We start from the raw sequence: 23,994 nt of genomic DNA, 5'->3' as shown, positions 1-23,994 counted from the left end.
CGCGGATCAGAGCCCTCCGCGTGCCACCAGCTGGCCGGCGATGACGTTGCGCTGGATCTCGTTGGTGCCCTCGCCGACGATCATCAGTGGGGCGTCCCGGAAGTACCGCTCGACGTCGTACTCGGTGGAATAGCCGTAGCCGCCGTGGATGCGCACTGCGTTGAGGGCGATGTCCATGGCGACTTCGGACGCGTACAGCTTGGCCATGCCGGCCTCCATGTCGCACCGGTCGCCGCTGTCGTACTGCTCGGCCGCATGGCGGGTGAGTTGCCGTGCCGCCGTCAGCTTGGTTGCCATGTCGGCCAGGTAGTTGCCGATCGACTGGTGCTTCCAGATCGGCTTGCCGAAACTCTCCCGCTGCTGCGCGTAGGCGAGCGAGTCCTCGAGAGCAGCGGCCGCGACACCGAGGGCCCGGCAAGCCACCTGAATGCGTCCGGTCTCGAGGCCCTTCATCATCTGCGCGAACCCCTGGCCGGCAACGCCGCCCAGGACCGCGTCCGCCGAGATCCGGTAGTTGTCGAACGACAGCTCGCACGTCTCGACGCCCTTGTAGCCGAGCTTCGGTAGATCCCGCGACACCGTCAGACCGGGGCCGTGCTCGACCAGAACGATCGAAATCCCCTTGTGCCGCGGGGTCGCCTTCGGGTCCGTCTTACAGAGCAGCGCGATCAACCCGGAGCGGCGGGCGTTGGAGATCCACGTCTTCGATCCGTTGATGACGAGGTCTTCACCGTCGCGCTTGGCGGTTGTGCCCATGGCCTGCAGATCGGAACCGCCGCCGGGCTCGGTCAGCGCCATGGTGGCCCGGATCTCGCCGGTCGCCATCTTCGGCAGGTACTGCTGCTTCTGCTCCTCGGTGCCGTACAGCGACAGCAGCTTCGCGACGACGGTGTGCCCGCCCATCGCCCCCGCCAGGCTCATCCAGCCACGTGCGAGTTCCTGGGTCACCTGCGCGTAACAGGGCATCGTCACCGGTGATCCGCCGTACTCCTCGGGGACCGCCAGACCGTAGATCCCGATCTGCTTCATCTGCTCGATCCACTTCTCGGGGTACTCGTTGGCGTGCTCGACCTCCTGCACCGACGGCTTGACCTCGCGGTCGACGAACTCGCGGACCGTCTTGACCAGGAAGGTCTCTTCCTCGTTCAGCCTGTAGCTCATTGCACTTCTCCCGAATCGGCGCGAGGGGCCGCGGTGGCTCGATAATTTGTACGGCCATATTCGCGAATATGTACGTTTCAGTCAAGTGTCCGCGTTGACATCCACCCGCATCCGGTGCCACCATTTGGTCCGGGTCGTTCCTATCTTTGCTGTTCAAGGGCCAAGAACGCGAGCGGAAGCGCCGATTGACCTAATGGCCGTATTTACACTCCCTTCACAGAGTGAATGGCCGGAAAGTGCCCGTGCCCCATCGGTCACCACGACCGCGCGTCGAGCGAACACCGTTTCTCACGAAAGAGGCGAGCGGGATGTCCCAGCACAGCTTCGAACTCCAGCCGGTCGCACTCTCCGTGCCGGACTGGGATTGGCGGATGCACGCGCGATGCCGGTCCATGGACACCGAGCTCTTCTTTCCGCGCGAGGGCGAAGGGCAGGGCGCACGCATTCGTCGAGAACGAGCCGCGAAGAATGTCTGCGAGCCCTGTCCGGTCCGGACCGAGTGCCGAAATCACGCACTGATCACCGGTGAACAATTCGGCGTCTGGGGCGGCACGACGGAGAAGGACCGCCGGTATCTTCGACCGCCGCGACTCGGTCGATACCGCTCATGACTGCGGGATGTCCGCGGCGTCAGCGCTCGCCCGTAGCGGCTCAGTGCTGGTCCGCACGCAGCGCGGTGCGGAGTCCCGTGCGCCGTCCGGTGGCTCCGTGGGCGGGCGTGGTGGATGCTCTGCGGAATTTCAGTTCGGACGCGGTCTCGGGAGCATCATCGGCGGTCGCGGACAGAAACCGGTCCGGGAGCGCCAGCTTGTGGATGGTGCGCAGGGTCAAAAGGTATTGCTTGGCAAGCGAACCGGTGGTGTAGGGCAGATCGTACTTCTCGCACAGTGCGCGGACCCGCGTCGCGATTTCCGGGTAGCGGTTGCTGGGGAGGTCGGGGAACAGGTGGTGCTCGATCTGGTAGCAGAGGTTGCCGCTGAGGAATGCCAGCACGGCGCCGGCTCGGAAGTTTGCGGTGCCGAGCATCTGGCGTAGATACCATTCCGCCCGGGTCTCGTTCTCCAGTTCGGCGGGTGTGAACTTCTCGGCGCCGTCCGGGAAGTGACCGCAGAAGATCACGACGTAGGCCCACAGGTTTCGCAGCAGGTTGGCGGCGAGGTTCGCCTTCAGTGTCCGCCGCCACCGCCGCCCGCTGAGGGCGGGAAAGAGCACGTAGTCCTTGCCCGTCTGCCGCACGATTTTGCCGAGCAGGGCTCGTGTGTGGGCAGATTTCTCGGTGCCTGTGCCGGCGCGCGCCTGCTCGGAATACAGACCGTGCAGGGCAATTCCCCATTCGAACGTGGCCGCCAGCAACAGGTTCCGCAGCGGTTGCAGCAGATTGTCCGGCTTCCACGGCTGGTCGCGGGTGATGCGGATGACGCCGAATCCGAGGTCGTCGTCCATCCCGACCACGTTGCTGAACACGTGGTGGCGATAGTTGTGGGAGTACTGCCACTGGGACGACAGACCCGCCATGTCCCATTCCCAGGTGCTGGAGTGGATTTCCGGGTCGTTCATCCAGTCCCACTGGCCGTGGGACACGTTGTGCCCGATCTCCATGTTCTCCACGCTCTTGGCCACAGCGAGAACCGTGGTCCCGAGGACCCACCCGGCTCGCGCCCGGCTTGCGTGGATCACCAGCCGCGCAGCGGCATCCAGCCCGCGCTGGAAGGCGATCGTTCGGCGGATGTAGGTGGCGTCTCGCTCGCCGAGTGAATCGGTGATGTCCCGCCTGATGGCGTCGAGTTCGGCGCTGAGCGCCTCGACGTCCTCTGCGGTGAGGTGCGCGTATTCCTTGATGTCGGATATCGCCATGGTCGACTCCAGTTTCCGGAACCACCCCGGATCGGCTGTGCGTCAGTAGTAGTGGCTTCCGGGAATGATCATGATGACGGCCTGATTTCGGGACGGGGGTTGAGTGCCGGGCGGGTGTGCAGTGCGGGTCAGTGTTTGAAAATGTTCTTGATCTTCTGCCCTGCCTGCTTGACCTGGTCGCCGGCTTGCTTCATCTTGCCCTTGGCTTCCTGTGCGCGTCCCTCGGCCTCCATGCGCTCGTTTCCGAGCGCCTTCCCGACGGTCTTCTTGGCGGCGCCTTCAGCGGTTTCAGCCTTGTGTCGAAGCTTCTTTCCGATGCTCATAACCAAGTCAACGCCGGACGCGACCCTCATGTCAACACTGTAGATCTACTGTTTAGGCCTACAGTTGGAAATGAGGGAAGGTGTCGTGATGGCGAAGGTGCCCGAGCGTCGATCGATCCACTCCGACGGTGGCCCGATCACCCGTGAGCGGATTCTCGAGTGCGCGCTCGAGATCATCGACCGAGACGGAATCGACGGGCTGTCCATGCGCCGCCTCGGTAAGGCCCTCGGCCGCGACCCGATGACCCTGTACCGCCACGCCCCGAACAAGGCCGCGCTGCTCGACGGGGTAGCCGAGCTCGTCCTCGAAGAACTCGAGGTCGACACCGACGACGGCGACTGGGCCACCCAGCTACGGCAGGTCGCGCGGGGGTTCCGCCGGTTGGCCCTCGCCCATCCCCAGGTGGTACCGCTACTGGTCACCCGGCCGCTGTCGACGCCGCTCGGGCTCAGGCCGCTCGGCACCCTGCGTCCCCTCGAGAACATCCTTGCCCTGCTCACCAAGGTGGGTTTCACCGACGCCGATGCCTTGCACGTCTATCGGGCGTTGTTCGGCTTCCTCTACGGCCACGTCCTCAACGAGCTGCAGGAACTCGTCGAGCGTCCCGACGAGTCCGACGACCTTCTGCGCCTCGGCCTTCACCGCCTGCCGATCGGCGAGTTCCCTCTACTCCGGGGTCTGGCGCCGGTCCTGGCGTCCTACGACGGCGCCGCCGAACTCGAACGCGGAGTCGACATCCTCCTCGCGGGTCTGACCGCGACGCTGACGCAGCCCGGCCCTCCTCCCGGCCGGTGATATAGAGCGCTGGAGCATCGACTCGAGCAGGCCGATGGTGCTGATATCGAAACCGATCGGGCCGAAGAGTCGAGATAGGGTTGGCTCGTTCGTCATTCTCTACACCGACTTGTTGCGGGTGAGAGGAGCGACCTGTGCAGTGCATGCTGTTGATCTACAACTGTGAACGGCCCGAACCGGGCGATCCGGGTTTCGCCGAGGCGCTGGCCCGGGTGAACGCCTTCGCCGACGAGTGCCGCCGCCGCGGCGTCTTCGTCTCCGGGCACCCGCTGCAGCCGGAACGCACCGCCACCACCGTCAGCGTTCGGGACGGTCGGACGTTGATCACCGACGGACCGTTCGCCGAGACGCACGAACACCTCGGCGGCGCACCGACGCCGGCGGCAGTGTGCGTGAGAGCGTCGACGGCTTTGCGGCGCGCTGATTGCGCGGCCCGATTGTTGTTGACGCGCCCGTGCCCGCGGGTCTCGAGGATGGTGAGGTCTTCGACCGCGATCACCGTCGCGCCCGCTGCGGCAGCGAAGTCGGTAACCTGACGGAAGTGAAACGCCAGTTCCCGGTTGATCTTCCCTCGTTTGGCGCCGACAGCGGTTCGGTGCACATCGAGGACGGCGATCTTCGCCTCCAGTTGGGCGCGGACCTCGGGGGTGCGGTCGCGGCGAGCCGGCGCAGGCGAGCAGCTGCCCTTCGGTTTGCAGGCGGGCCAGCTTGATCCCGAGGCCTCGGTCGTCGTACGTGAACCCCGATAGTCCGAGAGCAACCCGCCCGGGCGTACGGACCGATCAGTCTGTCGAGTTCGATGCCACAGTCGAAAGTGACAACGTCCAGTGCAGTGTCGGGGTCTTCCTCGGCAACGGGCTACAACCGGCAACCCGACGATCCGACGAAGCCGTCACCGTCCACCAGCACGGACACGCGCCAGTTCCTCGGGTCGAGGTAGTTGGTCGTCGGCGATCCCGGGAGCGCTGAGCGCCGCTATGGTGTCTTCGCGATGAAGCAAGGATCGTGCGGCCGCCTCGAATTGACTGAGTTTGTCGATGACGGTCTGTCCCTCCGGGGTGTGACCCCAGATGCTGATCCCTTGGTGAGTGGTGGGTTTCCAGGTGGCTTCGTCGACGATGATCGGGTTCCATCCGACCTCCCATTCGAACCCCGATGGCGTTCGCGCGTAGTAGGACAGCTCCTTGTCGTTGGTGTGCTGACCGACCGTCAGCGCCATCTCGAAGCCGAGTTCGTTGACCCGTTGATACGAGGCCACCATGTCGTCCAGGGTGGCCGCCTGGACGTTGATGTGCTGAATGCGGGTGCGAATCGGGTTGATCGGCAAGATGTTCACCGACGCGATCGCCACCGAGTGGTGACGTTCGTTGACCCGCAGGAAGCGGATCTTGAGCTTCATGCCGTTGATCGTCTCGTCGATGTAGTCCGACAGTCGCGCATCGAAGACGTGGTTGTAGTACCCGCGCACCAGGTGCGGCTTCTTCGTGGTGAGCGCCACGTGACCGAGTCCGCCTGCGCCGGTGACGAATCCGCTGCCGGGGATGTCCAGTGGCAGGGGTGAGGTGCGGGCGGTGGTGTAGGTCTCCTGGGTCAAGCCGTTGGGTCCGGGGAATCTCAGGAACCGTTCGACGCCGCGTAGCTCGGCTTCCTCGTCCGTGCCCTCGACGGCAGGCACCCCGTGGTCGACGACGCGCCGCGAGATCTCGTCGAAGGTGGCATCGTCGTCGAGGTGCCAACCCACTGTGACGACGTCTTCGGCCGGCCCGCGCCGCAGCAGCACGCGGCATTCGTTGGCGTCCAGGCGGAATCGCACCATGTCGGGTGTCATGTCGTCGAGGTGCATCCCGATTGCCTCGCGACCGAAGCGTTTCCAGTCGCCGAACTTGCCGGTTTCGACGACGACATAACCCAGGTGGACGTTGCCGAACACCGAGGGGGTGATGGTGGTGGACATTCGATATCAGCCTTTCAGGAATGCGGTGGTGACGGCGTTGAAGAAGTCCGCCCGTTCCCACTGAACCCAGTGGCCGGTATTGGCGGTCAGCAGGACGTCGGCGTTGGGCATCCGTCGCCCCAGCATCGCTGCGCCGCGTGGCTTGTTGACCTTGTCATCTCGCCCCCACATCACCAGCGTCGGCGTCGCCAGCCTGGCTAGCCGTGGGTCCCGGGTGAAGTCCATCCGCCACAGCGTGCGCGGACTCGACGGGCGTTGCAGGGGCGGGTTGGCGACGACCTCGGGGTCGATCGAGGACTCGTACCGGGTTTGGATGAGCGAGTCCGGCACGGCATCGCCGTCGTAGACGAGATACGTGTGAATGAACGTCCGCAGCTTGTCCAGGCTCGGCCCGTCGCCGCCGTAATAGCCGAGCAGGCTTTTGAGGCCGGCCGTGGGGAGTCCGCGGGTTGTTCCGACGCCGCCGGGGCCCATCAGCACGAGCTTGTCGACCCGATGCGGGGTATCCAGGGCCAGGCGCAGCGCGCATGCTCCGCCGTAGGAGTTGCCCACCAGGTGCGCCCGGTCGATGCCGAGGACGTCGAGCATTCCCCGGATGTGATCGGCGAGGTATCCGAACGGATCGCTGCCGTCGACGCCCTTGGCCGAGCGGCCGTAACCGGGCATATCGGGCACGAGGACCCGGAAGTGCTGGGCCAAGGGTTCGATGTTGCGCGAGTAATTCGATACGCCCGATGCGCCGGGCCCGCCGCCGTGCAGCAGCACCACGGGCGGACCAGTGCCGGTGTCGGCGACGAAGATGTCTTTTCCGTTGACGCGTAGGACGCGTTCATTCAGGGTGTCGGTGCTCATTGCTTCTCCTTTACGCCGCGAATCCGGCCGGGGGTGGCGGCAGCGGCTGATCCTGTTCTGCGCCGGCGTAGACGAACCCGTCGGGCCGCACGACCACCACGGAGGCGCCCTTCCTCTTCAGCCAACGAGTCAGCGATCCGTCGCGGTCGACGATGCAGTCGGCGCTCGGAACACTGTGCGATGGAGTGACTTGCAGGGTGGCGACGCCAGCGGTTCGCCAGGCCCGGAAGTCCGTTGCCGGGCCGGTGTGCAGCACCGTCCAGCGGCCGCCGACGACGTCATCGAGGCGCACCGGGTCGCCCTTCTCGTCGATCACCCGGGGCTGAGGAATCAGCCAACCGGCGGCGCCGTTGCCGTTGTCGGCGACGAGACCGTCGCGGTAGCGGGCATCGGGGATCCATCGATGGTCGCGCAGCCAGGTGAGGAAGAAGGGTGCTTTGCTCGCGGTGCGGAAGATGTGGTTGCGTGCCGCCGCGCGCCAAGGGTTGTGCTGAATGATCAGCTTGCCGGTCTTGACCGCGCGGTTGGTCACCTCTTGTACGTGCGGTAGCCGCTCGGCCTGGTAGGTGTCGAGCACGGATTCGGGCAGCGATCCGGACAGCACCGCGCCGAGCTTCCAGCACAGGTTCGCCACGTCGCGCACGCCGGCGCACATGCCCTGGCCGATCCACGGCGGCATCGCATGGGCGGCGTCGCCGGCCAGGAAGACCCGTCCCACCCGCCACCGGTCGGCGAACCGGACGTGGTGGCTGTAGCAGGCGAAGCCGAGGATCTTGACATTCTCCTCGGTTATTCCTTGCCCGCGCAGCACCTTCCAGATCGCGCCCTCGTTGAGCAGGTCGCGCTCGTCCTCGTCGTCGCGCACCGGGAATTCCCAACGGTGGTGACCCAGCGGAGTGGGGCAGTCGACGGTGGGCCGTTCGGGGTTGCAGCGGAACCGGAGCCGGTCATGGCCCGGCCATTCCTCGAGGACTTTGGTGTCGATGACGATCCAGCGCTCGGCGTAGGTCCGCCCACCGAATCCGATGCCCAGCTGACCGCGGATCGAGCTCGAGCCGCCGTCGGCGGCGATTACATAGGAGGCCCGGATTCTCCGGACTTCGTCGACGGTGAGATCCGCGAGCATCAACTCGACGGAGTCGGCGCGCTGGATGACTCGCAGGCACTCGTGTTCGAGCAGGACCGACACGTTGGGGAACCGGTCCACCCCGGCGCGCAGCACCTGCTCCAGCGCGGGCTGGTAGAGGAACTGCTGCGGCGGGTGCCCGTTACCCCGGGACACCGGCAGCAGCTGCACGAACGGCACACCCTTGGAGTCGACGAAGTTCGCACCACAGCCGGGCTGCATATCGGCGTTGAGGCGGTCGGCCAGCCCGATTTGCTGCCAGATACGCATCACTTCCTCGTCGGTGGAGATTGCCCTGGCGCGCGCATAGATGTCGGGATCGCGTTCGACCACGAGGACCTTCAGGCCCATTTGGCCCAGCAGGTTCGCGGCGGTGACGCCGACCGGGCCGTAGCCGACGATCGCCACGTCGTAAGTCATCTGATCGGTCACGATCGACTCCTGTCCTGATTTGTTAATGTAGCGCTCCATACAGTAAGCTTGGTTTGTGTGATCGTCAACACCCGACAAGGAGGCAGCGTGACAACGCCCACCCCCGCTGGGGATTCGAAGCCCACGGCCCGTGCGCCGCGGCGCACCCGCGCCAACGGCGAGCAGTCGCGCGAGCGAATCCTCGAGGTGGCCACCGAGGTGGCCACCGAGCGCGGCTACGACGGAACCACCATCTCACTGGTCAGCAAGAAGAGCGGCCTGCCGCCGACGTCGGTCTACTGGCACTTCACCGACAAGGACGACCTGATCGCCGCGGTGATCGAGCGCAGCTACCAGCGGTGGCTCGCCGCACTCGAGCTGCCCGGCGGGGAGGCCGCCCGGACGCTGGCGTTCGAGCTGGGGACGCAGGTGGCCAAGGCGCTGCTGGATGCGCCTGATTTCCTGCGCCTGGGGCTGATGCTGGCCCTCGAGCACCGTCCGGTCGAACCGCGGGCACGCGAGATGTTTCTTCAGGTCCGCGACAACGCGTTCCACCATTTCGCGCAGATTGTGCGCGACGTCGCTCCTGGACTCGATGAGGAGAACGTGCGTCTGCTCACCACCTATGCCATCGCCGGCGCCGATGGCTTGTTCATCGCCAAGGAAGTCGGAGGAGATTCAGTGGACTTGATCAAGCTGTTCGATTTGCACACTCGGTTGATCTTCGAATCGGCCGTAAGACTGCTGCAGTCGGGACAAGAGGCGTGAGCCTGGCCAACGCTGCCCAACTGCTGCTCGATGTACTCGGGCTTTTTGCGTCACGCCGAGGCGGCCGCCGACCGCTTCGGGGTTGATGCGCGCACGCTTCTCGTAGAAGCCGGACGCCGCGGCCTCGTCGGGGGACAAGAAGACAGGCATTGTCACGTTAACGGTAGTGGGGTCCGGCTGGCAGGATCGGCTTGGTGAACACCGCAGCGCCGTCGTGCAACCGTCACCGCTTCCCGGTCGCCGCTTGTGGTTGCACTTCCGCTTCAGCCTCAGCTTCCGCGATGTGGAGGAGATGATGCTCGAACGCGGTGTCGCGGTGTCCTATGCGACGATCCGGCGCTGGTGCGCGAAGTTCGGGCAGGACTGGGCGAGCCAGCTGCGTCACCGCCGGGCGCGACCAGGCGATAAGTGGCACCTCGACGAGGTCCTTATGAGAATCGACGGCGAACAGCGCTACTTGTGGCGGGCGGTCAACCAGCACGGCAACGTGCTCGACGTGCTGGTGCAATCCCGCCGCAACGCCAAGGCTGCCAAGCGATTCTTCCGTAAGCTGCTCAAGGGCCTGCGATACGTGCCGCGGGTGCTGGTCACCGACGAGCTGGCCAGCTACACCGTCGCGCATCGCGACCTGCTCGGCTCCGTCGAGCATCGACGATCAAAGTACCTGAACAATCGAGCCGAGAACTCGCATCAGCCGACCCGGCAGCGCGAACGGGCGATGAAACGCTTCAAATCGATGCGGCACGCGCGGCGTTTTCTGTCGGCGTTCTCGTCGATCTCACCACACTTCGGGCCACACCGACACCGATTGTCGGCGGGTGAGTACCCGCAGGTGATGGCCGACCGGTTCACCATCTGGTGTGAGATCACCGACACCGCGGTCGCCGCCTGAACCACCCACAGCAACATCCGGCTCGGACGATGCCGCACCCGAATCCGATGCCCCGCAGAACCTCTCAGTTGATGTGACACTTGCCCGAACAAGTGTACCGGGGACCGTCCCCCGGCGGGACGGGCGGACTGGCCGCCCGAAAACATGGGGCACAGGTGGTTTCGCCTCCGCGGTAGCGTCTGGCTTCGAAGCGGGAGATGACCGCGGGATCGTCGAATCGGGACCCGTCGCAGACGTGGATTCGGAACTGCCTTTCTGGCAGCGTATTTGGCGCTTGAATTGTGCGGCCGGGGTACTGCTGCGTCTCAAGTGCGAGGTGACGCGGCCTGACGGTGCCAGGCCAGTTCGCGGAGCCGGACCCAGTCGACGGTGGGTTCGGCGGGGCGCACCCCGGGGCGGTCGCGGGGTACCCGGACACGGAGGGCGCCGGGCTCGATCGTGCACCGCACCGGGGTGGTCAGCAGCAGGGATTCGCCGTCGACGCCGACCGTGGTCTGACGTGTGTCGGCGTCGACGATGACCTCGGTGGTGGTGTGCTGGGTCAGGCCCCGGACGTTCGCGCGGCGCAGCAGCCCGACCGCTTGGCGGGCGTTGGCGACGGAGACGGTCACGACGCCGAGGACGCCGCGGTCGAGTCGATCTCGACGGTTCAGGCCGGCGAGATCGCTGGTGCCGTAGGGGTTGTTGCTCACCAGCACCGCTTGCGGGTTCCTTACGGTGACGTTCCCGATTTCGGCGATGAGTGGGGCACCGGCTTGTCCGGCGAGCAGGTCCGGGAGCATCTGGAGCACGGTTCCGGTCTTGTCGTCGCGGTAGGCGGGGCTGCGGACCACCTCGGCGTAGACCCCGAAGGAGGCGTTGTTGACGAACGGGCGGCCGTTGATCCGGCCGAGGTCGACGGCGAGCTCGACGCCGTCGCGCAGGGCGTCGAGACACCGGCTGGGATCGGCGCGGTCGAGGCCGAGGTCCATCGCGAAGTGGTTGCGGGTGCCGGCGCTGATCACCAGGAACGGCAGGTCGTTTTCTGCTGCGACCCCCGCGACGAGGGCTTGGGTCCCGTCGCCGCCGGCCACGCCGAGCAGGTCGGCGCCGCGGGCGACCGCCTGCCGGGCCAGGTCGGTGACGTCGACGGTGCCGGGTCCTTCGAGCAGGAGCACCTCGGCGCCGAGTTCCTCGGCCTTGCGTTGCAGGTCGAATTTTGCGACCTTGCCGCCGCCGGAGTGTGGGTTCATGATCAGCACCGGATGCCGTACCGGTGGGGCGGGCGCCTCGCGGACGGCGGTGTCCGAGGTTCGTCCGCGCAGGGCGGCGCGGGCGCAGGGCACCGTGAGGAGCGCGAGAACAACGGAGGCGACGACCTCGGCGAGCAGGTGGGCGCGGATGAAGAGGACGAGGACGACGATCGGTGACAGTATCGCGATCGTCAGCGAGATCCAGCGCAGGACACCGCGACTGGCGAGGAACCAGTACAGGGCGGCGACCATGACGGCGACGCCGCCGACTCCGACGAGGAGGCTCCCGATGGTGCTGAGCAGTCCGGCGGACACCAGCGGCACCGCCGCCGCGAGGATCGCCAGTGCGAACGCCGCCCGCGCCCACCAGCGGCGGGTTCCGGTCGTGGTGTCGGGGGCGGTGGATCGGTTGTCGCTCATCGTCATGTTCCCGGGTGTGCGGTGATTCGGCCGTCGTCGATCGCCTTCCGCAACGCGGCGTGGTCGCGTTCGTTCTGGAGGGCGTAGGTCTCGGCGAATCCGGTCAGTGCCTTGTCGAAGTCGTCGTCCGAACCGAGGTACCCGGCGATGGCGAACCGGTCGCCGGCGCGGGCATGCGCGTACGCGAGCACCCGGGCGCACAACCGCCCGTACATCGCCATGGCGTCGGCATTCATGGTCTCGATGACGGCCGAGCCCTTGCCGTCGCGCAGCTGGCGGATGTAGTAGTCCCGTACCGCGCCGTCGGCGTCGGGTCCCTGCTGCCAGCCGAGAAGGATGTCGCTGGCGGCCTGCATCACGCGTTGCCCGGACACGACGCGTTCGCCGTGATTCGTGAATGCCGGGCCGTCGACGTACTTTTCGAGGACCGACGGTTGTGCCTCCTTGGCCTGCAGGAACAGGGGGTCGCCGCCGGGGCCGCGGAGCAGGACGATCCAGGCCCGGGTGCCGACGCTGCCCACCCCGACGACTTTCCGTGCCGTTTGGACGTACTCGAATCGATCGAACAGGACACGGCGGGCGGGTTGCAGGGTGTCGCGGTAGTCGCGCATTCGCCGGATCAGCTCCCGGTCGAGTTGTTCGGCTTCGGTGCCGGTGAAGACCTCCTCGATCGGCACGATCAGCGGGGGCGTGCTCACGATCCGCGGCTGCCCGTCCACCAGGGTGGTCAGCTTGGACAGTGCTTGCAGGCTGTCGCGGCCGCGGGATTTGTCGATCGTCTTGCGGACGCGTTTGCGGGTCGAGGAGTCCAGGACGTCGCGGAGCTGGTCCAGCTCGGTGGCGGCGTCGATGTGGGCGTACCAGGCCGCGAGCTCGCCGCGGTCGGCCTGGTAGGTCATGGTCTCGCGGTATTCGGCCGCGCAGGCGCGGGTGATCCGTTTGCGCTGTTTCCGGCTGAACCCGTTGGCGCGGCCGGCGACGGCGAGGCTCGCGACGAGTCGTTTGACGTCCCATTCGAACGGGCCGGGATAGGTTTCGTCGAAGTCGTTGACATCGAAGGCGAGTTTGCGCTCGGGTGTGGCGAACAGTCCGAAGTTGCTCAGGTGGGCGTCCCCGCACAGTTGGGTGTGCAGGCCGGTTTCCGGGGCGTGGGAGAGGTCGTCGGCCATCACCAGGGCGGAGCCGCGGTAGAACGCGAACGGTGACTGCACCATCCGCCCGTACCGGATGGGGACCAGGTCGGGGACCCGGGTGGCCGCCTGAGACTCGAGCAGGCCGACCGGGTCCCGGTCGCGGGCCGGTGCGTGTTCGGCGATGGCGTCGAATGGGATTCGGCGCCGGACCGTGTCGCCGCATTCGATCCGTGCCGCCCGGGTCGGACGGTTGGGCGCACCGGCGGGTGCTGGATCGGGGAAGGGGTCTCGTTCTGTCATGGTGTGGTCCCTCGGGTGGCCTTCGTCCGCGGATCAGGGGAGGTCGGGATGACCACGGCCCACATCGGACCGGCCCCACCATCTTGCGCGACCGGCGCGCCCGGTGCTGGAAATCGGTGGTCTCGGACCCTTCGGTTACGCCATTGTCCAGCCTGGTCCTCGGATCTTCACCCGTGGAGCCACTACCGCGACGCGGATCAGAAGCAGCCGGTCAGACCGTGCACCCGCGCGGGTTGATATCGATCTACGGGTTGCTCAACGACCTCGGTCCCGGGGAGAGGGTCCGCGTTCGCACCCGACGAGCGGAGACCGCGATCCTCGCAGAGTTGCTCGCTCGTGATCGAGGTTGCGCTATTTGGCTCGTCGGTCGCGGTGGCGACCAGATGGTCGGTGTCGGCCGCGGATGCCGCGACCTCGTGCAGCCCGATGAGAAGCCCAAGTGTGCTCGCTACGCCGAGCAGCAGGTAGACACCACTCCGAAGAGAGATCCTTCTGTCACGCAGGAGAGAACCCCCAGCGCGGAGACGGTGAGTGGTGCCCAACGGACCACTGACCGCTGCCACCGGTATCCGAAAGCGGGACACGCCCGATGCCCGCCGCGGCCACATGAGGCGGCACACGCGCGGTTTCGATCCTTAGCTTGTCGTTTAACCTCGGCCGTCGCGCGGGGCAGTTGGTGCTGGTGTTGTTCGGCGTGTCGCCGCGGCATGGGGCGACCACCGCCTGATCATCTTGAGGTTCCTCTCACAGAACTTTCGAGACAAAGGCAAGCGGTGGTCGTGAGTGTCAGTGTGCCCTACACGCAGGTGGTCGGGGAAGGGTCGTGCGCGGATGACCTGGTCGAGCTGGTGTCGTTCCGCGAAGAGTTCTACCGGTGTTTGTCGGCGCGCAGTGATGCGGTGTTCGAGCTGACCGATGCGTTGCTGTGTTCCGGGGACCCGGTTACGACGTTGGTCGACTTGTCGCTGACCCCTGAGCATCGGCGCGGTCACGGCGCCTTATACGACGGATTGAACTGCGGCCGGGTTGATATCGATCGACTGCGACGCGCAGTCGGAGCACTCCCCTGCCGCGAAGCAGCGATGGCCGGATCGTCCTGGCCATCGATATCAGCCCGTGGCTGCGCCCGGATGCGCCAACCAGCTCCCAGCGAGCGTTCTGTCACGTCTACGGTCGCGGTAGGAATCAAGCACAGTTGATCCCCGGGTGGCCGTATTCCTTCGTTGCCGCGTTGGAGGTGGGCCGCACCTCGTGGACGGCGGTACTCGATGCGGTGCGCCTGCGGCCCGACGACGACGAAACTACGGTCACCACGGCACAAGTCCGCGAAGTAGTCGGGCGATTGCAAGCGGCCGGGCACTGGAGCGACGGCGACCCGGACATCGTGCTCGTCTTCGATGCCGGGTACGAACTGGCACGGATGGCGTTCCTACTCGCCGATCTACCGGTTCAGGTGTTGGGTCGGATGCGTTCGGACCGGGTGCTGCACTTCCCCGCGCCGCCGGCGGGTCGAACCGGGCGCCCACCCCGGCACGGTGCCGAATTCAAATTCGCCGACTCCCAGACCTGGCCCGAACCTGACAGCGCCACCGATACCGACACCGACCGCTACGGAAGAGCCGTCACTGCGGCGTGGAATCGGTTGCACCCGAGAATCACTCACCGTGGATCGTGGGCGGACCACCCGGGATTCCCGCCGATCGTCGAAGGAACGGTGATCCGGCTGACGGTCGATCACCTGCCCGGCGACCGGCATCCCAAACCGGTGTGGCTCTGGTACTCACATCCGGGTGCGGGCACCGCCGATATCGACCGACTGTGGCAGATGTTTCTGCGGCGCTTCGACATCGAGCACACATTCCGCCTATTCAGGCAGACTATTCAGGCAGACGTTGGGCTGGACCGCCCCGAAGATCCGCAACCCCGAGGCGGCCGACCGATGGACGTGGATCGTCCTGATTGCGCACACCCAACTCCGGCTCGCCCGGCCGCTCGCCGAAGACCTACGCCGTCCGTGGGAACGACCCGCCCCACCGCGACGGTTGACGCCGGCCCGCGTCCGTCGAGGGTTTCCGCGCATCCGCGCGACCATGCCCAATCCTGCCAGTGCACCGAAACCCAGTCGACCTGGTCCCGGACGCCCACCCGGCTCGAGGAACCGCCGCCCCGCCCAGCACCATCACGTCGGGAAACGCACGAAAATCGACATCACGAAGCCAGAAAGTGAAACCCAACCAGGTTAAACAACAAGGTGTGCCACGAACACAAGGAGGAGCTTGATGTAGGCAAGGCGACTTTATGTGGTGCTGTGCAGGAGATGAAGGTTTTGGCCCTTCGGAGCCGCCCTGCGGGGGGAGGCTCCAAACCGCCACATGCTGCGGAAGTGGTAACGCGACCGTGGTGAGCGATGTGGAAAAGGCACTGTGTGACGGTGTCAGGTAGGGATCAGGAAGACGAGCGCGAGCGAATCACTGATGACGTGTCGTTATTTAACTCGAGGTGGCATCGAAACCGGGGTGTCTTGTTGATCCCGGGAGGAGTCTGGCGGGTGCCCGTTTATTGGCCAGATGGTGTCCGGCATGGAGGTGACGTGAGCCTGATCTGCCGCTCGTGCATGGAACGTGGGAAGGCATGTCTCGACACCGCTGCCCCGGCATGGGGTGCGAGAGGGAGTGCTCCAAGCGGCTGAAACCGCAAGGGGTTGAGTACCGTCGCGAGAGATGCTGGCGGACCGGCTCGTAGTAGTGGGGAAGCCCTGTAATGGGGGTGGAGCGAAGGGGCCGGGTCATCCGTGGCTGTGTGTGTCAGGTCAACCGGACGTTCTCCGGGAGGAGCCGATGAACAAGCTGAAATTGTCAGAGAAGCCGTTTGATATATCGAAGTGGGAAGTCTGGGAGGCTTTTCGAGAGGTAAAGGGTAATCAGGGTGCGCCGGGGGTGGATGGGCAGTCCATCGCCGACTTCGAGGACGATCTGAAGAATAATCTTTTTCGGATCTGGAATCGGATGTCGTCGGGGACGTACTTCCCTCCTCCGGTGCGTGCGGTAGAGATTCCGAAGCAGCACGGCGGCGGCACGAGGATGCTAGGTATCCCCACTGTCGCCGATAGGGTCGCGCAGACTGTGGTGGCCAGGCATTTGGGAATTCGGGTGGAGCCGGTCTTCCACGAGGATTCCTACGGCTATCGACCGAAGCGGTCGGCCCTGATGGCGGTGGAGCGTTGCCGGCAACGGTGTTGGAAGAAGGACTGGGTGATCGACCTCGACATCCAGAAGTTCTTCGACAGCGTCCGGTGGGACCTCATCGTCAAGGCTGTGGAGGCCCATACCGACGCCGCCTGGGTGAGGTTGTATGTCACGCGGTGGCTCCAAGCCCCGCTGCAACTGCCCGACGGAACCTTGCAGGAGCGGGACCGGGGGACCCCGCAGGGGTCCGCGGTCTCGCCCGTGTTGGCGAACCTGTTCATGCACTACGCGTTCGACGTCTGGCTCGCCCGAAACTTTCGGGACGTCCAGTTTGAGCGTTATGCCGACGACGCGGTCGTGCACTGCGTCAGCGAGCGTCAGGCCCGCGAGGTGCTTATGGCGCTCGGGGACAGGATGGGGGAAGTCGGGCTGCGGCTGCACCCCGACAAAACCAAGATCGTGTACTGCCGGGACGGTAACCGGCGTGGCTCGTACGAGCACACGTCGTTCACCTTCCTCGGGTTCACGTTCCAAGCCCGCAAGGCGCGCAGCAGGAAGGGGAAGAACTTCACCAACTTCCTGCCCGCGATCAGCAAGGATGCCCTGAAGAAGATCAGCAGGGAAGTTCGCTCCTGGCGGCTGCACCTGCGGACCCGCCACACCTTCGTCGAGCTCGCACGGAAGATCAATCCGATCGTGCGCGGCTGGCTGCAGTATTACGGGGCGTACTACCGCTCCGCGCTGTTGCCCCTCCTGGAGCGCATCAACGCCTATCTGGTGCGTTGGATCCGCAAGAAGTACAAACGACTGCGGCCGTTCAAGAAGGCCCAAAGATGCTGGCAGCGCATCACCCGTCAGCATCCTAGGCTCTTCGCCCACTGGGCATGGACGCCGTGTTTCTGGTGACCAGGATGACAAGAGCGGAGTGACGGGAGACTGTCACGCTCCGTTCTGTGGGAGCCCGGGGGTGCAATTCCCCCGGGCCACCCGACCTTACACCCCACATCTGAAGGGCACGGTGGAGGCGATCAACGGTGCTGTGGAGCGGATTCTGTTCGCGGGCCTTCCCCGGTATACCCATCGTCAGGAGGGAATCAACGGCGCACCAGTCGATCCCGACCAGCCGGCGTTGACGTTCGAGGCGTCGCTGCCGAGGTGCTGGCCTGGGTGGACTGGTGGAACTGCGAGCATACGATCGCCGAATTGGATGAGCGGACGCCGCTGCAATCATGGGAGGCCGACCCGACACCGATCACGGAGATCGACGAAGCCACGTTGTGGATGTTCACCCTCGAGGACCACCGCAGCCAGCGCAAGATCACAAACAAGGGCATCGGCTTCGGCCGTGGCCGCTTCTACGTTGCCGACTGGATGACGGGCTTGGTCGGCACCAGCGTTCGATTACGGTATATGCCCCATCACGCTCAGGAGATCGAGGTGTTCGACTGCCGCACCAACACTCATCTGGGTACCGCTGGGCTGGCCGACCAGGCATCCGCGCAAACCATTGCCGCGGTGCACCGCACCCGAGCCCGGAAAGCGCGTCAGTTGCGGGCTGATCTGGCGGCCGCCGAGCGGGCTCGGCGCGTGCGGTACGCAGCCACGACGGTCCCGGCCCCGGCACAGCGACTCGAGGCGCTGACCGTCGAGGAGGCGAAAGCCGAGCTCGCCGACGTCCACGACTCCGACCTACTCCGGTGGGCGCGGCCAGGCCTGCTCCCACTCAGCCCACCCCCGCCTGGATGGGTGCGACCCAGAGACACCGCCGCCAGTGACGAGCCGGAGTCGTCATGACAGGCACCCCGGCAACGCCTGCGGACGTCGATCAGTCGCCCGAGCACTTCCTCGGACTGTCCGGTGCACATATCGTGGCGACCGATACCCTGCTCGCCACCCGCGACAACCTCGTCGACGTGATCGACACCAAGGCCATGATGTGTGTGCACGGCGACGCCGGCCTCGGCAAGACGCTCTCGGTGAACGCATCCCTACGAGACCTCGTCCCGGAGGCAGTATGTCGAGTGCAATTCCGCGCGCGTCCGACCCCGCGGGACATCCGCCATACGCTCTTCGATGCCCTCGCCGTCAGTGGGCCGCCGCCGGCGAGAGAAATTTCGGGTGCTGGTCTGTGACGAGGCCCAGTGGATGTCGAGGGAGTGCTTCGAATACTGGCGACACCTAGGGGACGACCTGCACACCGACATCGCGATCGTGTTCGTCGGCGGCGGCGACTGCTACCAGGTGCTGCGCCGCGAGCCGATGCTCAGTTCCCGGATCTTCGTCTGGCAAGAATTTCGCCGGATGAGCTCCGAGCAGGTCCTGCGCGTGATTCCCGCTTTCCACCCGATTTGGGAGACGGCGACGCCGGAGGTGATCACGTTCGCCGACACCCACGCCGGACACGGCAACTTCCGATCCTGGGCGAAGATCACCGCACACACCCAACGGGCACTACACCGACTCGACCGTGTTCAGGTCGACCAGGAGGTGCTGGGTTGGGTGTTCTCGAAACTGTCCGGCCGCAGCCGATGACAACACCCCCGCCTGCGCGGAGCGCCCACCGCGGCGAGTGGGCAGCGTCGATCACCGTGCTGGTGGATCCGTCGGATGACGCCATGGTGACGCGCGCCCTCCGCGCGGCTCACTGCCCGGCCGGCGGGGTCGTGACGGTGCATCCCACCCCGGCGACCAGGAGCGAGGCAGCCTTAGCTGCAGATCTGTTCGTCGCGCTGGGACAGTCACCGACACGGCTGGCCGCGTACCGGCTCGACAGCGCTGTGCTCGCGTGGCGGGCGATAACAGCGTGGATGGCTGCAGAACGGATTGCGCACCTGGTGGTGCTGCGCGCCCACCGCCTTACTGCAGGACAACGGCAGCGGCTCCTCACGCTTCACCATGCCACCGGTGTGCACCTCGTACTGGTCTGGCATGCCCACCCAGTCGACGCGCGCGACATTGTTGGGTACCCGGTGCGGATCACCAGGGACCATGCCGCCCTCGTCGCTGCGTGTGCATCACCCGGAACGACGGCGCGCCCCTCGCCGGACACGATGATCTTGCCGGTGCCGATCGTGTTCGACGCGGACGCCGGCGACTTCCGGGCCGCGGCGCGTCGGGAACACTCGTCAGAGGACTTCGCGCGCATCGATGCCGTATACATCTCGGGCATGCGAGCAGGTTGCCGGTGGGCAGCCGACTGTTCGCTCGACGAGCGCGCCCACGCCGAACCTGCTGATGCCTTCTCTGGGACTAACCTGTCGTCGCAGGCGGCTGCAGGTATTGACCAGGTCGCTCTGCTGCGATTCCTCGGCGCGCTGGCCGCCGACAGTCCATCCCGTGGCCACACGGTGGCGCGGTTGCGCGGTGCCCAACGCGGTCTGCACATGCACGGAATCCGCGTCGAATTACCTCCGAATCTGGCTTTCAGCGTCGGACCCGGACTGACCACCGTGCCGGTTACCGAGCAGACCGCCGACCGTATTCGCTCGGTGATCCCCAGCCCGACACATGCCGCCGCGCTCGCGGCGCTGCTGTGCACCGGCAGTCCCGCACCACACCTCGCGTCCATCCCAGTCAGCGCGCTGACCAGCGATGCCGGCGCGCTGGTGCTGAGCGGTGCGGTCGGGCGCCGCCACTATCGTCATCCCACCGCGCACCCGATCCCCGCCGCGGCGCGTCCACTGCTCGCGGCGGCACGCACCTACGTTCAACTGCGCGACACCGACGCCAATCAACTTCTGCTGTCTGGAGGTATCGGCACTACCGGCCAGCACCTGCGCACCTCAGTGCGCATGTGCGAGGTCAACCCTCCAGCGCTACATCCCTGGTCGGACGGCTGGCTCACCCGCGTCGAGGTTCAGGCGATGTCGCGACCCCGGCAGGTCCGGCACTTCGCCGCTACCCCCTCAGCGGATCGCCGTCAGGTAACAGCAACCGGAAGGCTGACGCGTCGGCTGTGATCGTCGAGCGTGTCCAGGGATCAGCGCATGTGCATAGTGAATCCGGTGATCTCGCGGTCGATCAGGCCCAGCAGGGTGGACCAGGCGGTGGCGTCCCCGGAGACGACGGTGGGGCGTGTACCGGTCTCGAGGTCGGCGGCGGTGAGTTCGATGACGGCGTCGCAGTCCTCGGCGATACCGTCGTCGACGACGAGAACGCGGTGACGTATCCGGGCGGTGATCTGTTCGCCGGAGTCGGTGAACTTCAGGCCCACGGTCAGGTCGACGCCCGCGGCTTTGTCGGCGTCGAGCAGGTAGCGCCATCCACGAACGATCTCGGCGGGAGCGGCAGCAGCCCCCAACTGCGAGAGCATCGATCGCAGCAGGTCGCCGGGGTCGAAGGCCTTCTCGAGTTCGAGCGCGCCGGTCAGGTACCAGGACCTCGCGATCGGGTTGACTTCCCGATAGCCGCGGGCACGCAGGGCGGCCGCCTTAAGCAGGCGTGCGTCCTCGTGATCGGGTGCGGCGCGCAGCGCGAGCTGGGTCAACTCGGCGGCGAGCTGGTGGTCGCCTGCGCTGTGGTCGTCCTTGGCGGCGTCGACTACAGCGTCGACACCTCCCATCAGCTCGACCATCCGGCGGGCCTTGTGGTCGGGCAGCGACGGAAACAGATCGGTGGCGTCGCCGCTGAACCAGCTCACCCACCCGGTGAAATACTCGGGAACGTTGGTGAACGGGGTGCCGTACATCGGCACGGTGTACGGGGGGTCGATCAACTCCTCGGGGACGTCTTTGAGCGCGTGCTGCAACTCGACCGGGGTGTAGCCCTTGTTGATCAACCGGATCGACTGGTCCCACAGGTATTGGGTGGCGTCACGGTAGCGGGTGACGGTGTCGCGGATGAGTTGCTTGCCCTGGATCGGCATGATGTGCGAGCCCAGCAGCCACAGCGGCTCGATGTCGAGGACACGTTCCAGTGCGGTGATGTAGTTCTCGGCGATACGCGGTTTGGAGCCGCGGATGGTGTGGGTGTTGGGCAGCCCGGTGAAGAACTCGTCGGCGATGAGCACCATGTCCAGATCGGGTAGGTGAATGCCGAACTCGCTGATCGCCTCACCACCGGTGTAGAAGATCTCCAGCCGTATCCTGGCGATGGTGACGGTGGTGTTGCCGGGCAGCAGGTCGGTGGGCGGAATGAACCCGGCCGCACCCGACGACGGCACGGTGCCGATGCCGTGGTGATGTTTGTCGTCCGGGGACAGGAACGCGCCGCCGTAGTAGGCCGACCCCATCGACTGCCGGGGCAAAATCTCGCCGAACTCGTTCGCGCGCTCGGCGTCGAAGTTTCCCCACGCGTAGATCTTCACCGCGCCCGACTCCACGTCCGCGGGATCGACGATCGCCCGGGTGCCGTTGTAGTGGTCCGGGTGGTGATGGGAGTAGAAGACCGCGACCACGGGCTTGTCGGAGATCTTCGCGATTTCGGCGGCGATCACCTGCCCCGCATCCATGTTGACCCCGGTGTCGTAGACGATCAGGCCGTCATCGCCCTCGATGATTGTCGCGTTGCCCAGGTAACCGTGCGGGCAGTACACCGTCCACACCGGCAACTCACCACACCGATAGGTCCCCTGCTGCTCGACGGTCAACCGGCGGTGTTCGAGAAAATAGTCCGGCCACGTGCGCTCGACATCGTACGGATTGGGCATACGACCACCTTCCTGTCACAGCACGAGCCACCACCGCCGACCCGCCGGCGCGACGGCATGCACCGTCTCCCCACCCGATCGTGCAGGACGAACCGTTGGGCGGCGTCACCCGAACCAGGTGAACTGAACCGCAGCGCCCGTCGCCGCGCACGCACTTGACCTCGACCGCATCGGCCCAGGTCTCGACTGACATCCAGCGACGAGACGTGCTGACATTGAGTGACGAGTTTGCAGGTCGAGCGTCTGACATTCCGATGGCGAATCGCACGTTGGTCTGTGGGCGGAGTGAGGTTTCGGGCTTTGTTCCGCGTTACTTCCGGTTTGGGCGCGGTTGGTGACGAGAATTCCGCTTCCCGAACCGTGGCAGGACTACGCCGCGACGGTCCGCGACGCCTCCTACACGATCACCGACACCGACATCGGCCGGCTCCTCGCCGCCGGACCAACCGAGGATCAGGTCTTCGAGGTCACCGTCGCCGCGGCGGTCGGCGCGGCCCTGGAGAGTTTCGATGCCGGAATGTCCGCACTGGGACACACGTCCACGAGCTGAAACGAGCAGATCGTCGGGAGAAACCTGACACAGGATGTCAGCGTCTCGGTGCGAGCATGGTTTCACCGTTCGACATAGACAAGGACCTCCATGCGCGAAACACGAGAAGAGCTCGAAGAGCTCCAGACCCTCCTCGACGCCTCGCTGTCCCGCTCGACCGCTCATCTGCGTTCGATCATCAACACCGAAAGCACCCTGACCGCACAGCAGCTCACCCAGATCGTCACCGGCATGTGTACCCTCGCCCTGTCCACCGTCACGGCCGAGGGCGAACCGCGGATCAGCGGTGTGGACGGGCACTTCCTGCACGGGAAGTGGCACTTCGGCACGGCGCGCGGCGCCGCCAAGGCCCGCCACCTCGCCGCCCGCCCGGCCGTCAGCGCCGCGCACATGCGCGGTGAGGACCTGGGCGTGTTCACGCACGGCACGGTGGAGACCCTCAACCCCCGCGACGGCGAGCCGGCCGCGGACTGGCCGGACCTGCTCGCCTACTTCAAGAGCTTCTACGGCGAAGACTTCTTCGACTGGGACAACGACGTGGTCTACTACCGGCTGCATCCGCACTGGATGACTGTCTACGCCGCCGATCTCGACGCGGCATCGGTTGCCGGGTGACGCGGTACCGTCGGCCGTGTGGCTCTCATCCATCACGCTCAACTGTCTCCGTCCAAGGCCGAGATGCTCGGCGAGTGGGTTCCTCGCCAGCCCTGGATCGGGTCCGCCGACGCGTCGTCCCTCGAGGTCGTCGGTGCGTACCGGTTCGACGATCCGGCCGGGGAGGTCGGCATCGAAACCCACCTGGTCCGGACGGCGGACGGGCAGGTCGTGCAGGTGCCGGTGACGTATCGCGGTGCCCCGATGGCCGGTGCGGAGGCGTTGATCACCACGATGCAGCATTCCGTGCTGGGTGAGCGCTGGGTCTACGACGCCTGCGCCGACCCGGTGTACGCGAGTGCGCTCGCGACGGCCATCCTGACGGGCGGGAGCGAGGCGGAACTCCAGTTCGCCGCACCCGCCGAGCGCCGAGAGGTGACCACGAGGGTGTCGGGTAGCGGCTCACCGGGCTCGACTGTGCCGGTCGTCGGTGCCGTGACCTGTGCGAATGAGGGAACGGCCACCGTCATCACGGCGGCCGCGATCGGCATCCGGGTGTTCCGGGTGATCGATCCGGATCGGGTCGCGGACCTCGGCTCGCACACTCTGGAGGGCACCTGGCCGGGCCGAGGTGCGCCGGCGCTGCTCGCGATCGCGCATCCGACGGCTGACCACGAGGTGTGACGCGGGGAGGGGCGGAATATCTCCGAGAACGGTACAGTTGAACCCGTCGACGGTGTCGGACATACCCCGGGTACCACATTAAAATTGTCGCCGAGAGCGACCACTTGCCGAG

General features: G+C 66.0%; 21 protein-coding genes and 3 pseudogenes. 14 read left to right on the top strand and 10 right to left on the bottom strand.

Features of this window, described 5'->3' with window-relative positions; all coding sequences use genetic code 11:
* Window positions 1-6: 6 nt before the first annotated feature.
* The gene (locus tag FND50_RS34265; RefSeq protein ID WP_144288702.1) at window positions 7-1,161 is read right to left on the bottom strand and encodes an acyl-CoA dehydrogenase family protein; all 1,155 of its coding nucleotides are present in this window, start codon (window positions 1,159-1,161) and stop codon (window positions 7-9) included.
* A gap of 308 nt (window positions 1,162-1,469) precedes the next feature.
* Between FND50_RS34265 and FND50_RS34260 the strand changes: the two genes are divergently transcribed.
* Entirely contained in the window at window positions 1,470-1,772 is a 303-nt protein-coding gene (locus tag FND50_RS34260) for a WhiB family transcriptional regulator (protein WP_144288701.1), read from the top strand.
* A 40-nt stretch (window positions 1,773-1,812) separates the two neighbouring features.
* On the opposite strand, the gene FND50_RS34255 is transcribed toward FND50_RS34260, so the two are convergent.
* Window positions 1,813-3,015 carry an acyl-CoA desaturase gene (locus FND50_RS34255; protein ID WP_144288700.1) on the bottom strand — a complete coding sequence of 401 codons (1,203 nt, stop codon included), beginning with the start codon at window positions 3,013-3,015 and terminating at the stop codon, window positions 1,813-1,815.
* A gap of 128 nt (window positions 3,016-3,143) precedes the next feature.
* The gene (locus tag FND50_RS34250) at window positions 3,144-3,338 is read right to left on the bottom strand and encodes a CsbD family protein (protein WP_144289247.1); all 195 of its coding nucleotides are present in this window, start codon (window positions 3,336-3,338) and stop codon (window positions 3,144-3,146) included.
* A gap of 88 nt (window positions 3,339-3,426) precedes the next feature.
* On the opposite strand from FND50_RS34250, the gene FND50_RS34245 reads away from it, so the two are divergent.
* Window positions 3,427-4,134 (top strand): TetR/AcrR family transcriptional regulator C-terminal domain-containing protein, encoded by a 708-nt coding sequence (locus FND50_RS34245; RefSeq protein ID WP_144288699.1) that lies wholly within the window; start codon window positions 3,427-3,429, stop codon window positions 4,132-4,134.
* Window positions 4,135-4,504: 370 nt separating this feature from the next.
* Here FND50_RS34245 and FND50_RS37425 read toward each other — a convergent pair.
* The 4 genes and pseudogenes from FND50_RS37425 to FND50_RS34220 form a co-directional block, all read right to left on the bottom strand.
* Window positions 4,505-4,903 (bottom strand): annotated as a pseudogene (locus FND50_RS37425) (transposase); the annotation flags it as partial.
* A 123-nt stretch (window positions 4,904-5,026) separates the two neighbouring features.
* The gene (locus FND50_RS34230; RefSeq protein WP_144288698.1) at window positions 5,027-6,088 is read right to left on the bottom strand and encodes a VOC family protein; all 1,062 of its coding nucleotides are present in this window, start codon (window positions 6,086-6,088) and stop codon (window positions 5,027-5,029) included.
* Window positions 6,089-6,094: 6 nt separating this feature from the next.
* Window positions 6,095-6,940: an alpha/beta fold hydrolase gene (locus FND50_RS34225; RefSeq protein ID WP_144288697.1), complete on the bottom strand. Its 846-nt coding sequence runs from the start codon at window positions 6,938-6,940 to the stop codon at window positions 6,095-6,097.
* 10 nt (window positions 6,941-6,950) lie between these two features.
* Complete coding sequence (locus FND50_RS34220) at window positions 6,951-8,498, bottom strand: bifunctional 3-(3-hydroxy-phenyl)propionate/3-hydroxycinnamic acid hydroxylase (RefSeq protein ID WP_186301360.1); 1,548 nt, start codon at window positions 8,496-8,498, stop codon at window positions 6,951-6,953.
* Window positions 8,499-8,585: 87 nt separating this feature from the next.
* Between FND50_RS34220 and FND50_RS34215 the strand changes: the two genes are divergently transcribed.
* The 3 genes and pseudogenes from FND50_RS34215 (at window position 8,586) to FND50_RS34205 (ending at window position 10,137) form a co-directional block, all read left to right on the top strand.
* Complete coding sequence (locus tag FND50_RS34215; RefSeq protein WP_144289245.1) at window positions 8,586-9,245, top strand: TetR/AcrR family transcriptional regulator; 660 nt, start codon at window positions 8,586-8,588, stop codon at window positions 9,243-9,245.
* Window positions 9,246-9,275: 30 nt separating this feature from the next.
* Window positions 9,276-9,443 (top strand): annotated as a pseudogene (locus FND50_RS34210) (hypothetical protein); the annotation flags it as partial.
* A 16-nt stretch (window positions 9,444-9,459) separates the two neighbouring features.
* Window positions 9,460-10,137, top strand: a complete 678-nt coding sequence (locus FND50_RS34205) for an IS6 family transposase (protein ID WP_260850818.1) — start codon at window positions 9,460-9,462, stop codon at window positions 10,135-10,137.
* Between the two features lie 305 nt (window positions 10,138-10,442).
* Here the strand turns inward: FND50_RS34205 and FND50_RS34200 are convergent, their stop codons facing one another.
* Together FND50_RS34200 and FND50_RS34195 are read right to left on the bottom strand one after the other, a co-directional pair.
* Window positions 10,443-11,789 (bottom strand): diacylglycerol kinase family protein, encoded by a 1,347-nt coding sequence (locus tag FND50_RS34200; protein WP_144288696.1) that lies wholly within the window; start codon window positions 11,787-11,789, stop codon window positions 10,443-10,445.
* 2 nt (window positions 11,790-11,791) lie between these two features.
* Window positions 11,792-13,222: a DUF2252 domain-containing protein gene (locus FND50_RS34195; protein WP_144288695.1), complete on the bottom strand. Its 1,431-nt coding sequence runs from the start codon at window positions 13,220-13,222 to the stop codon at window positions 11,792-11,794.
* On the opposite strand from FND50_RS34195, the pseudogene FND50_RS37990 reads away from it, so the two are divergent.
* From FND50_RS37990 to FND50_RS34165, 6 genes and pseudogenes are all read left to right on the top strand, one after another.
* Window positions 13,114-15,449, top strand: a pseudogene (locus FND50_RS37990) (transposase). The gene FND50_RS34195 and the pseudogene FND50_RS37990 overlap by 109 nt on opposite strands.
* A 610-nt stretch (window positions 15,450-16,059) precedes the next feature.
* On the top strand, window positions 16,060-17,313 hold the full coding sequence (ltrA, locus tag FND50_RS34185; RefSeq protein WP_144288694.1) for a group II intron reverse transcriptase/maturase: 1,254 nt from the start codon (window positions 16,060-16,062) through the stop codon (window positions 17,311-17,313).
* 297 nt (window positions 17,314-17,610) lie between these two features.
* Complete coding sequence (locus tag FND50_RS34180) at window positions 17,611-18,201, top strand: Mu transposase C-terminal domain-containing protein (protein ID WP_144288693.1); 591 nt, start codon at window positions 17,611-17,613, stop codon at window positions 18,199-18,201.
* Window positions 18,198-18,539: an ATP-binding protein gene (locus FND50_RS37415; RefSeq protein WP_144288692.1), complete on the top strand. Its 342-nt coding sequence runs from the start codon at window positions 18,198-18,200 to the stop codon at window positions 18,537-18,539. The genes FND50_RS34180 and FND50_RS37415 overlap by 4 nt, the downstream gene beginning before the upstream one ends.
* The gene (locus FND50_RS37410) at window positions 18,526-18,939 is read left to right on the top strand and encodes an ATP-binding protein (protein WP_260850816.1); all 414 of its coding nucleotides are present in this window, start codon (window positions 18,526-18,528) and stop codon (window positions 18,937-18,939) included. The genes FND50_RS37415 and FND50_RS37410 overlap by 14 nt, the downstream gene beginning before the upstream one ends.
* Entirely contained in the window at window positions 18,936-20,366 is a 1,431-nt protein-coding gene (locus FND50_RS34165) for a hypothetical protein (RefSeq protein WP_144288691.1), read from the top strand. Before FND50_RS37410 ends, FND50_RS34165 begins: the two co-directional genes overlap by 4 nt.
* A 20-nt stretch (window positions 20,367-20,386) precedes the next feature.
* Here FND50_RS34165 and FND50_RS34160 read toward each other — a convergent pair whose 3' ends face one another.
* Window positions 20,387-22,054: an alkyl sulfatase dimerization domain-containing protein gene (locus FND50_RS34160; protein WP_144288690.1), complete on the bottom strand. Its 1,668-nt coding sequence runs from the start codon at window positions 22,052-22,054 to the stop codon at window positions 20,387-20,389.
* A gap of 334 nt (window positions 22,055-22,388) precedes the next feature.
* Between FND50_RS34160 and FND50_RS34155 the strand changes: the two genes are divergently transcribed.
* From FND50_RS34155 to FND50_RS34145, 3 genes are all read left to right on the top strand, one after another.
* A complete protein-coding gene (locus tag FND50_RS34155) occupies window positions 22,389-22,604 on the top strand; it encodes a hypothetical protein (protein ID WP_260850815.1) in 216 nt (71 codons plus the stop codon).
* A 90-nt stretch (window positions 22,605-22,694) separates the two neighbouring features.
* The gene (locus FND50_RS34150) at window positions 22,695-23,219 is read left to right on the top strand and encodes a pyridoxamine 5'-phosphate oxidase family protein (protein ID WP_144288689.1); all 525 of its coding nucleotides are present in this window, start codon (window positions 22,695-22,697) and stop codon (window positions 23,217-23,219) included.
* Window positions 23,220-23,237: 18 nt separating this feature from the next.
* Window positions 23,238-23,882 carry a CG0192-related protein gene (locus FND50_RS34145; RefSeq protein ID WP_144288688.1) on the top strand — a complete coding sequence of 215 codons (645 nt, stop codon included), beginning with the start codon at window positions 23,238-23,240 and terminating at the stop codon, window positions 23,880-23,882.
* Window positions 23,883-23,994: the final 112 nt, after the last annotated feature.

Origin of the sequence: Rhodococcus sp. WB9, from assembly GCF_007558985.1 — a bacterium.
Taxonomy (GTDB): Bacteria; Actinomycetota; Actinomycetes; order Mycobacteriales; family Mycobacteriaceae; genus Rhodococcus_F; species Rhodococcus_F opacus.
This window is presented reverse-complemented; position numbering and strand designations above follow the sequence as displayed.

Coding starts and splice junctions, on each gene's coding strand:
- FND50_RS34265 (WP_144288702.1), bottom strand. CDS start 1,161: ATGAGCTACAGGCTGAACGAGGAAGAGACCTTCCTGGTCAAGACGGTC.
- FND50_RS34260 (WP_144288701.1), top strand. CDS start 1,470: ATGTCCCAGCACAGCTTCGAACTCCAGCCGGTCGCACTCTCCGTGCCG.
- FND50_RS34255 (WP_144288700.1), bottom strand. CDS start 3,015: ATGGCGATATCCGACATCAAGGAATACGCGCACCTCACCGCAGAGGAC.
- FND50_RS34250 (WP_144289247.1), bottom strand. CDS start 3,338: ATGAGCATCGGAAAGAAGCTTCGACACAAGGCTGAAACCGCTGAAGGC.
- FND50_RS34245 (WP_144288699.1), top strand. CDS start 3,427: ATGGCGAAGGTGCCCGAGCGTCGATCGATCCACTCCGACGGTGGCCCG.
- FND50_RS34230 (WP_144288698.1), bottom strand. CDS start 6,088: ATGTCCACCACCATCACCCCCTCGGTGTTCGGCAACGTCCACCTGGGT.
- FND50_RS34225 (WP_144288697.1), bottom strand. CDS start 6,940: ATGAGCACCGACACCCTGAATGAACGCGTCCTACGCGTCAACGGAAAA.
- FND50_RS34200 (WP_144288696.1), bottom strand. CDS start 11,789: ATGAGCGACAACCGATCCACCGCCCCCGACACCACGACCGGAACCCGC.
- FND50_RS34195 (WP_144288695.1), bottom strand. CDS start 13,222: ATGACAGAACGAGACCCCTTCCCCGATCCAGCACCCGCCGGTGCGCCC.
- ltrA (WP_144288694.1), top strand. CDS start 16,060: ATGAACAAGCTGAAATTGTCAGAGAAGCCGTTTGATATATCGAAGTGG.
- FND50_RS37415 (WP_144288692.1), top strand. CDS start 18,198: ATGACAGGCACCCCGGCAACGCCTGCGGACGTCGATCAGTCGCCCGAG.
- FND50_RS34165 (WP_144288691.1), top strand. CDS start 18,936: ATGACAACACCCCCGCCTGCGCGGAGCGCCCACCGCGGCGAGTGGGCA.
- FND50_RS34160 (WP_144288690.1), bottom strand. CDS start 22,054: ATGCCCAATCCGTACGATGTCGAGCGCACGTGGCCGGACTATTTTCTC.
- FND50_RS34150 (WP_144288689.1), top strand. CDS start 22,695: ATGCGCGAAACACGAGAAGAGCTCGAAGAGCTCCAGACCCTCCTCGAC.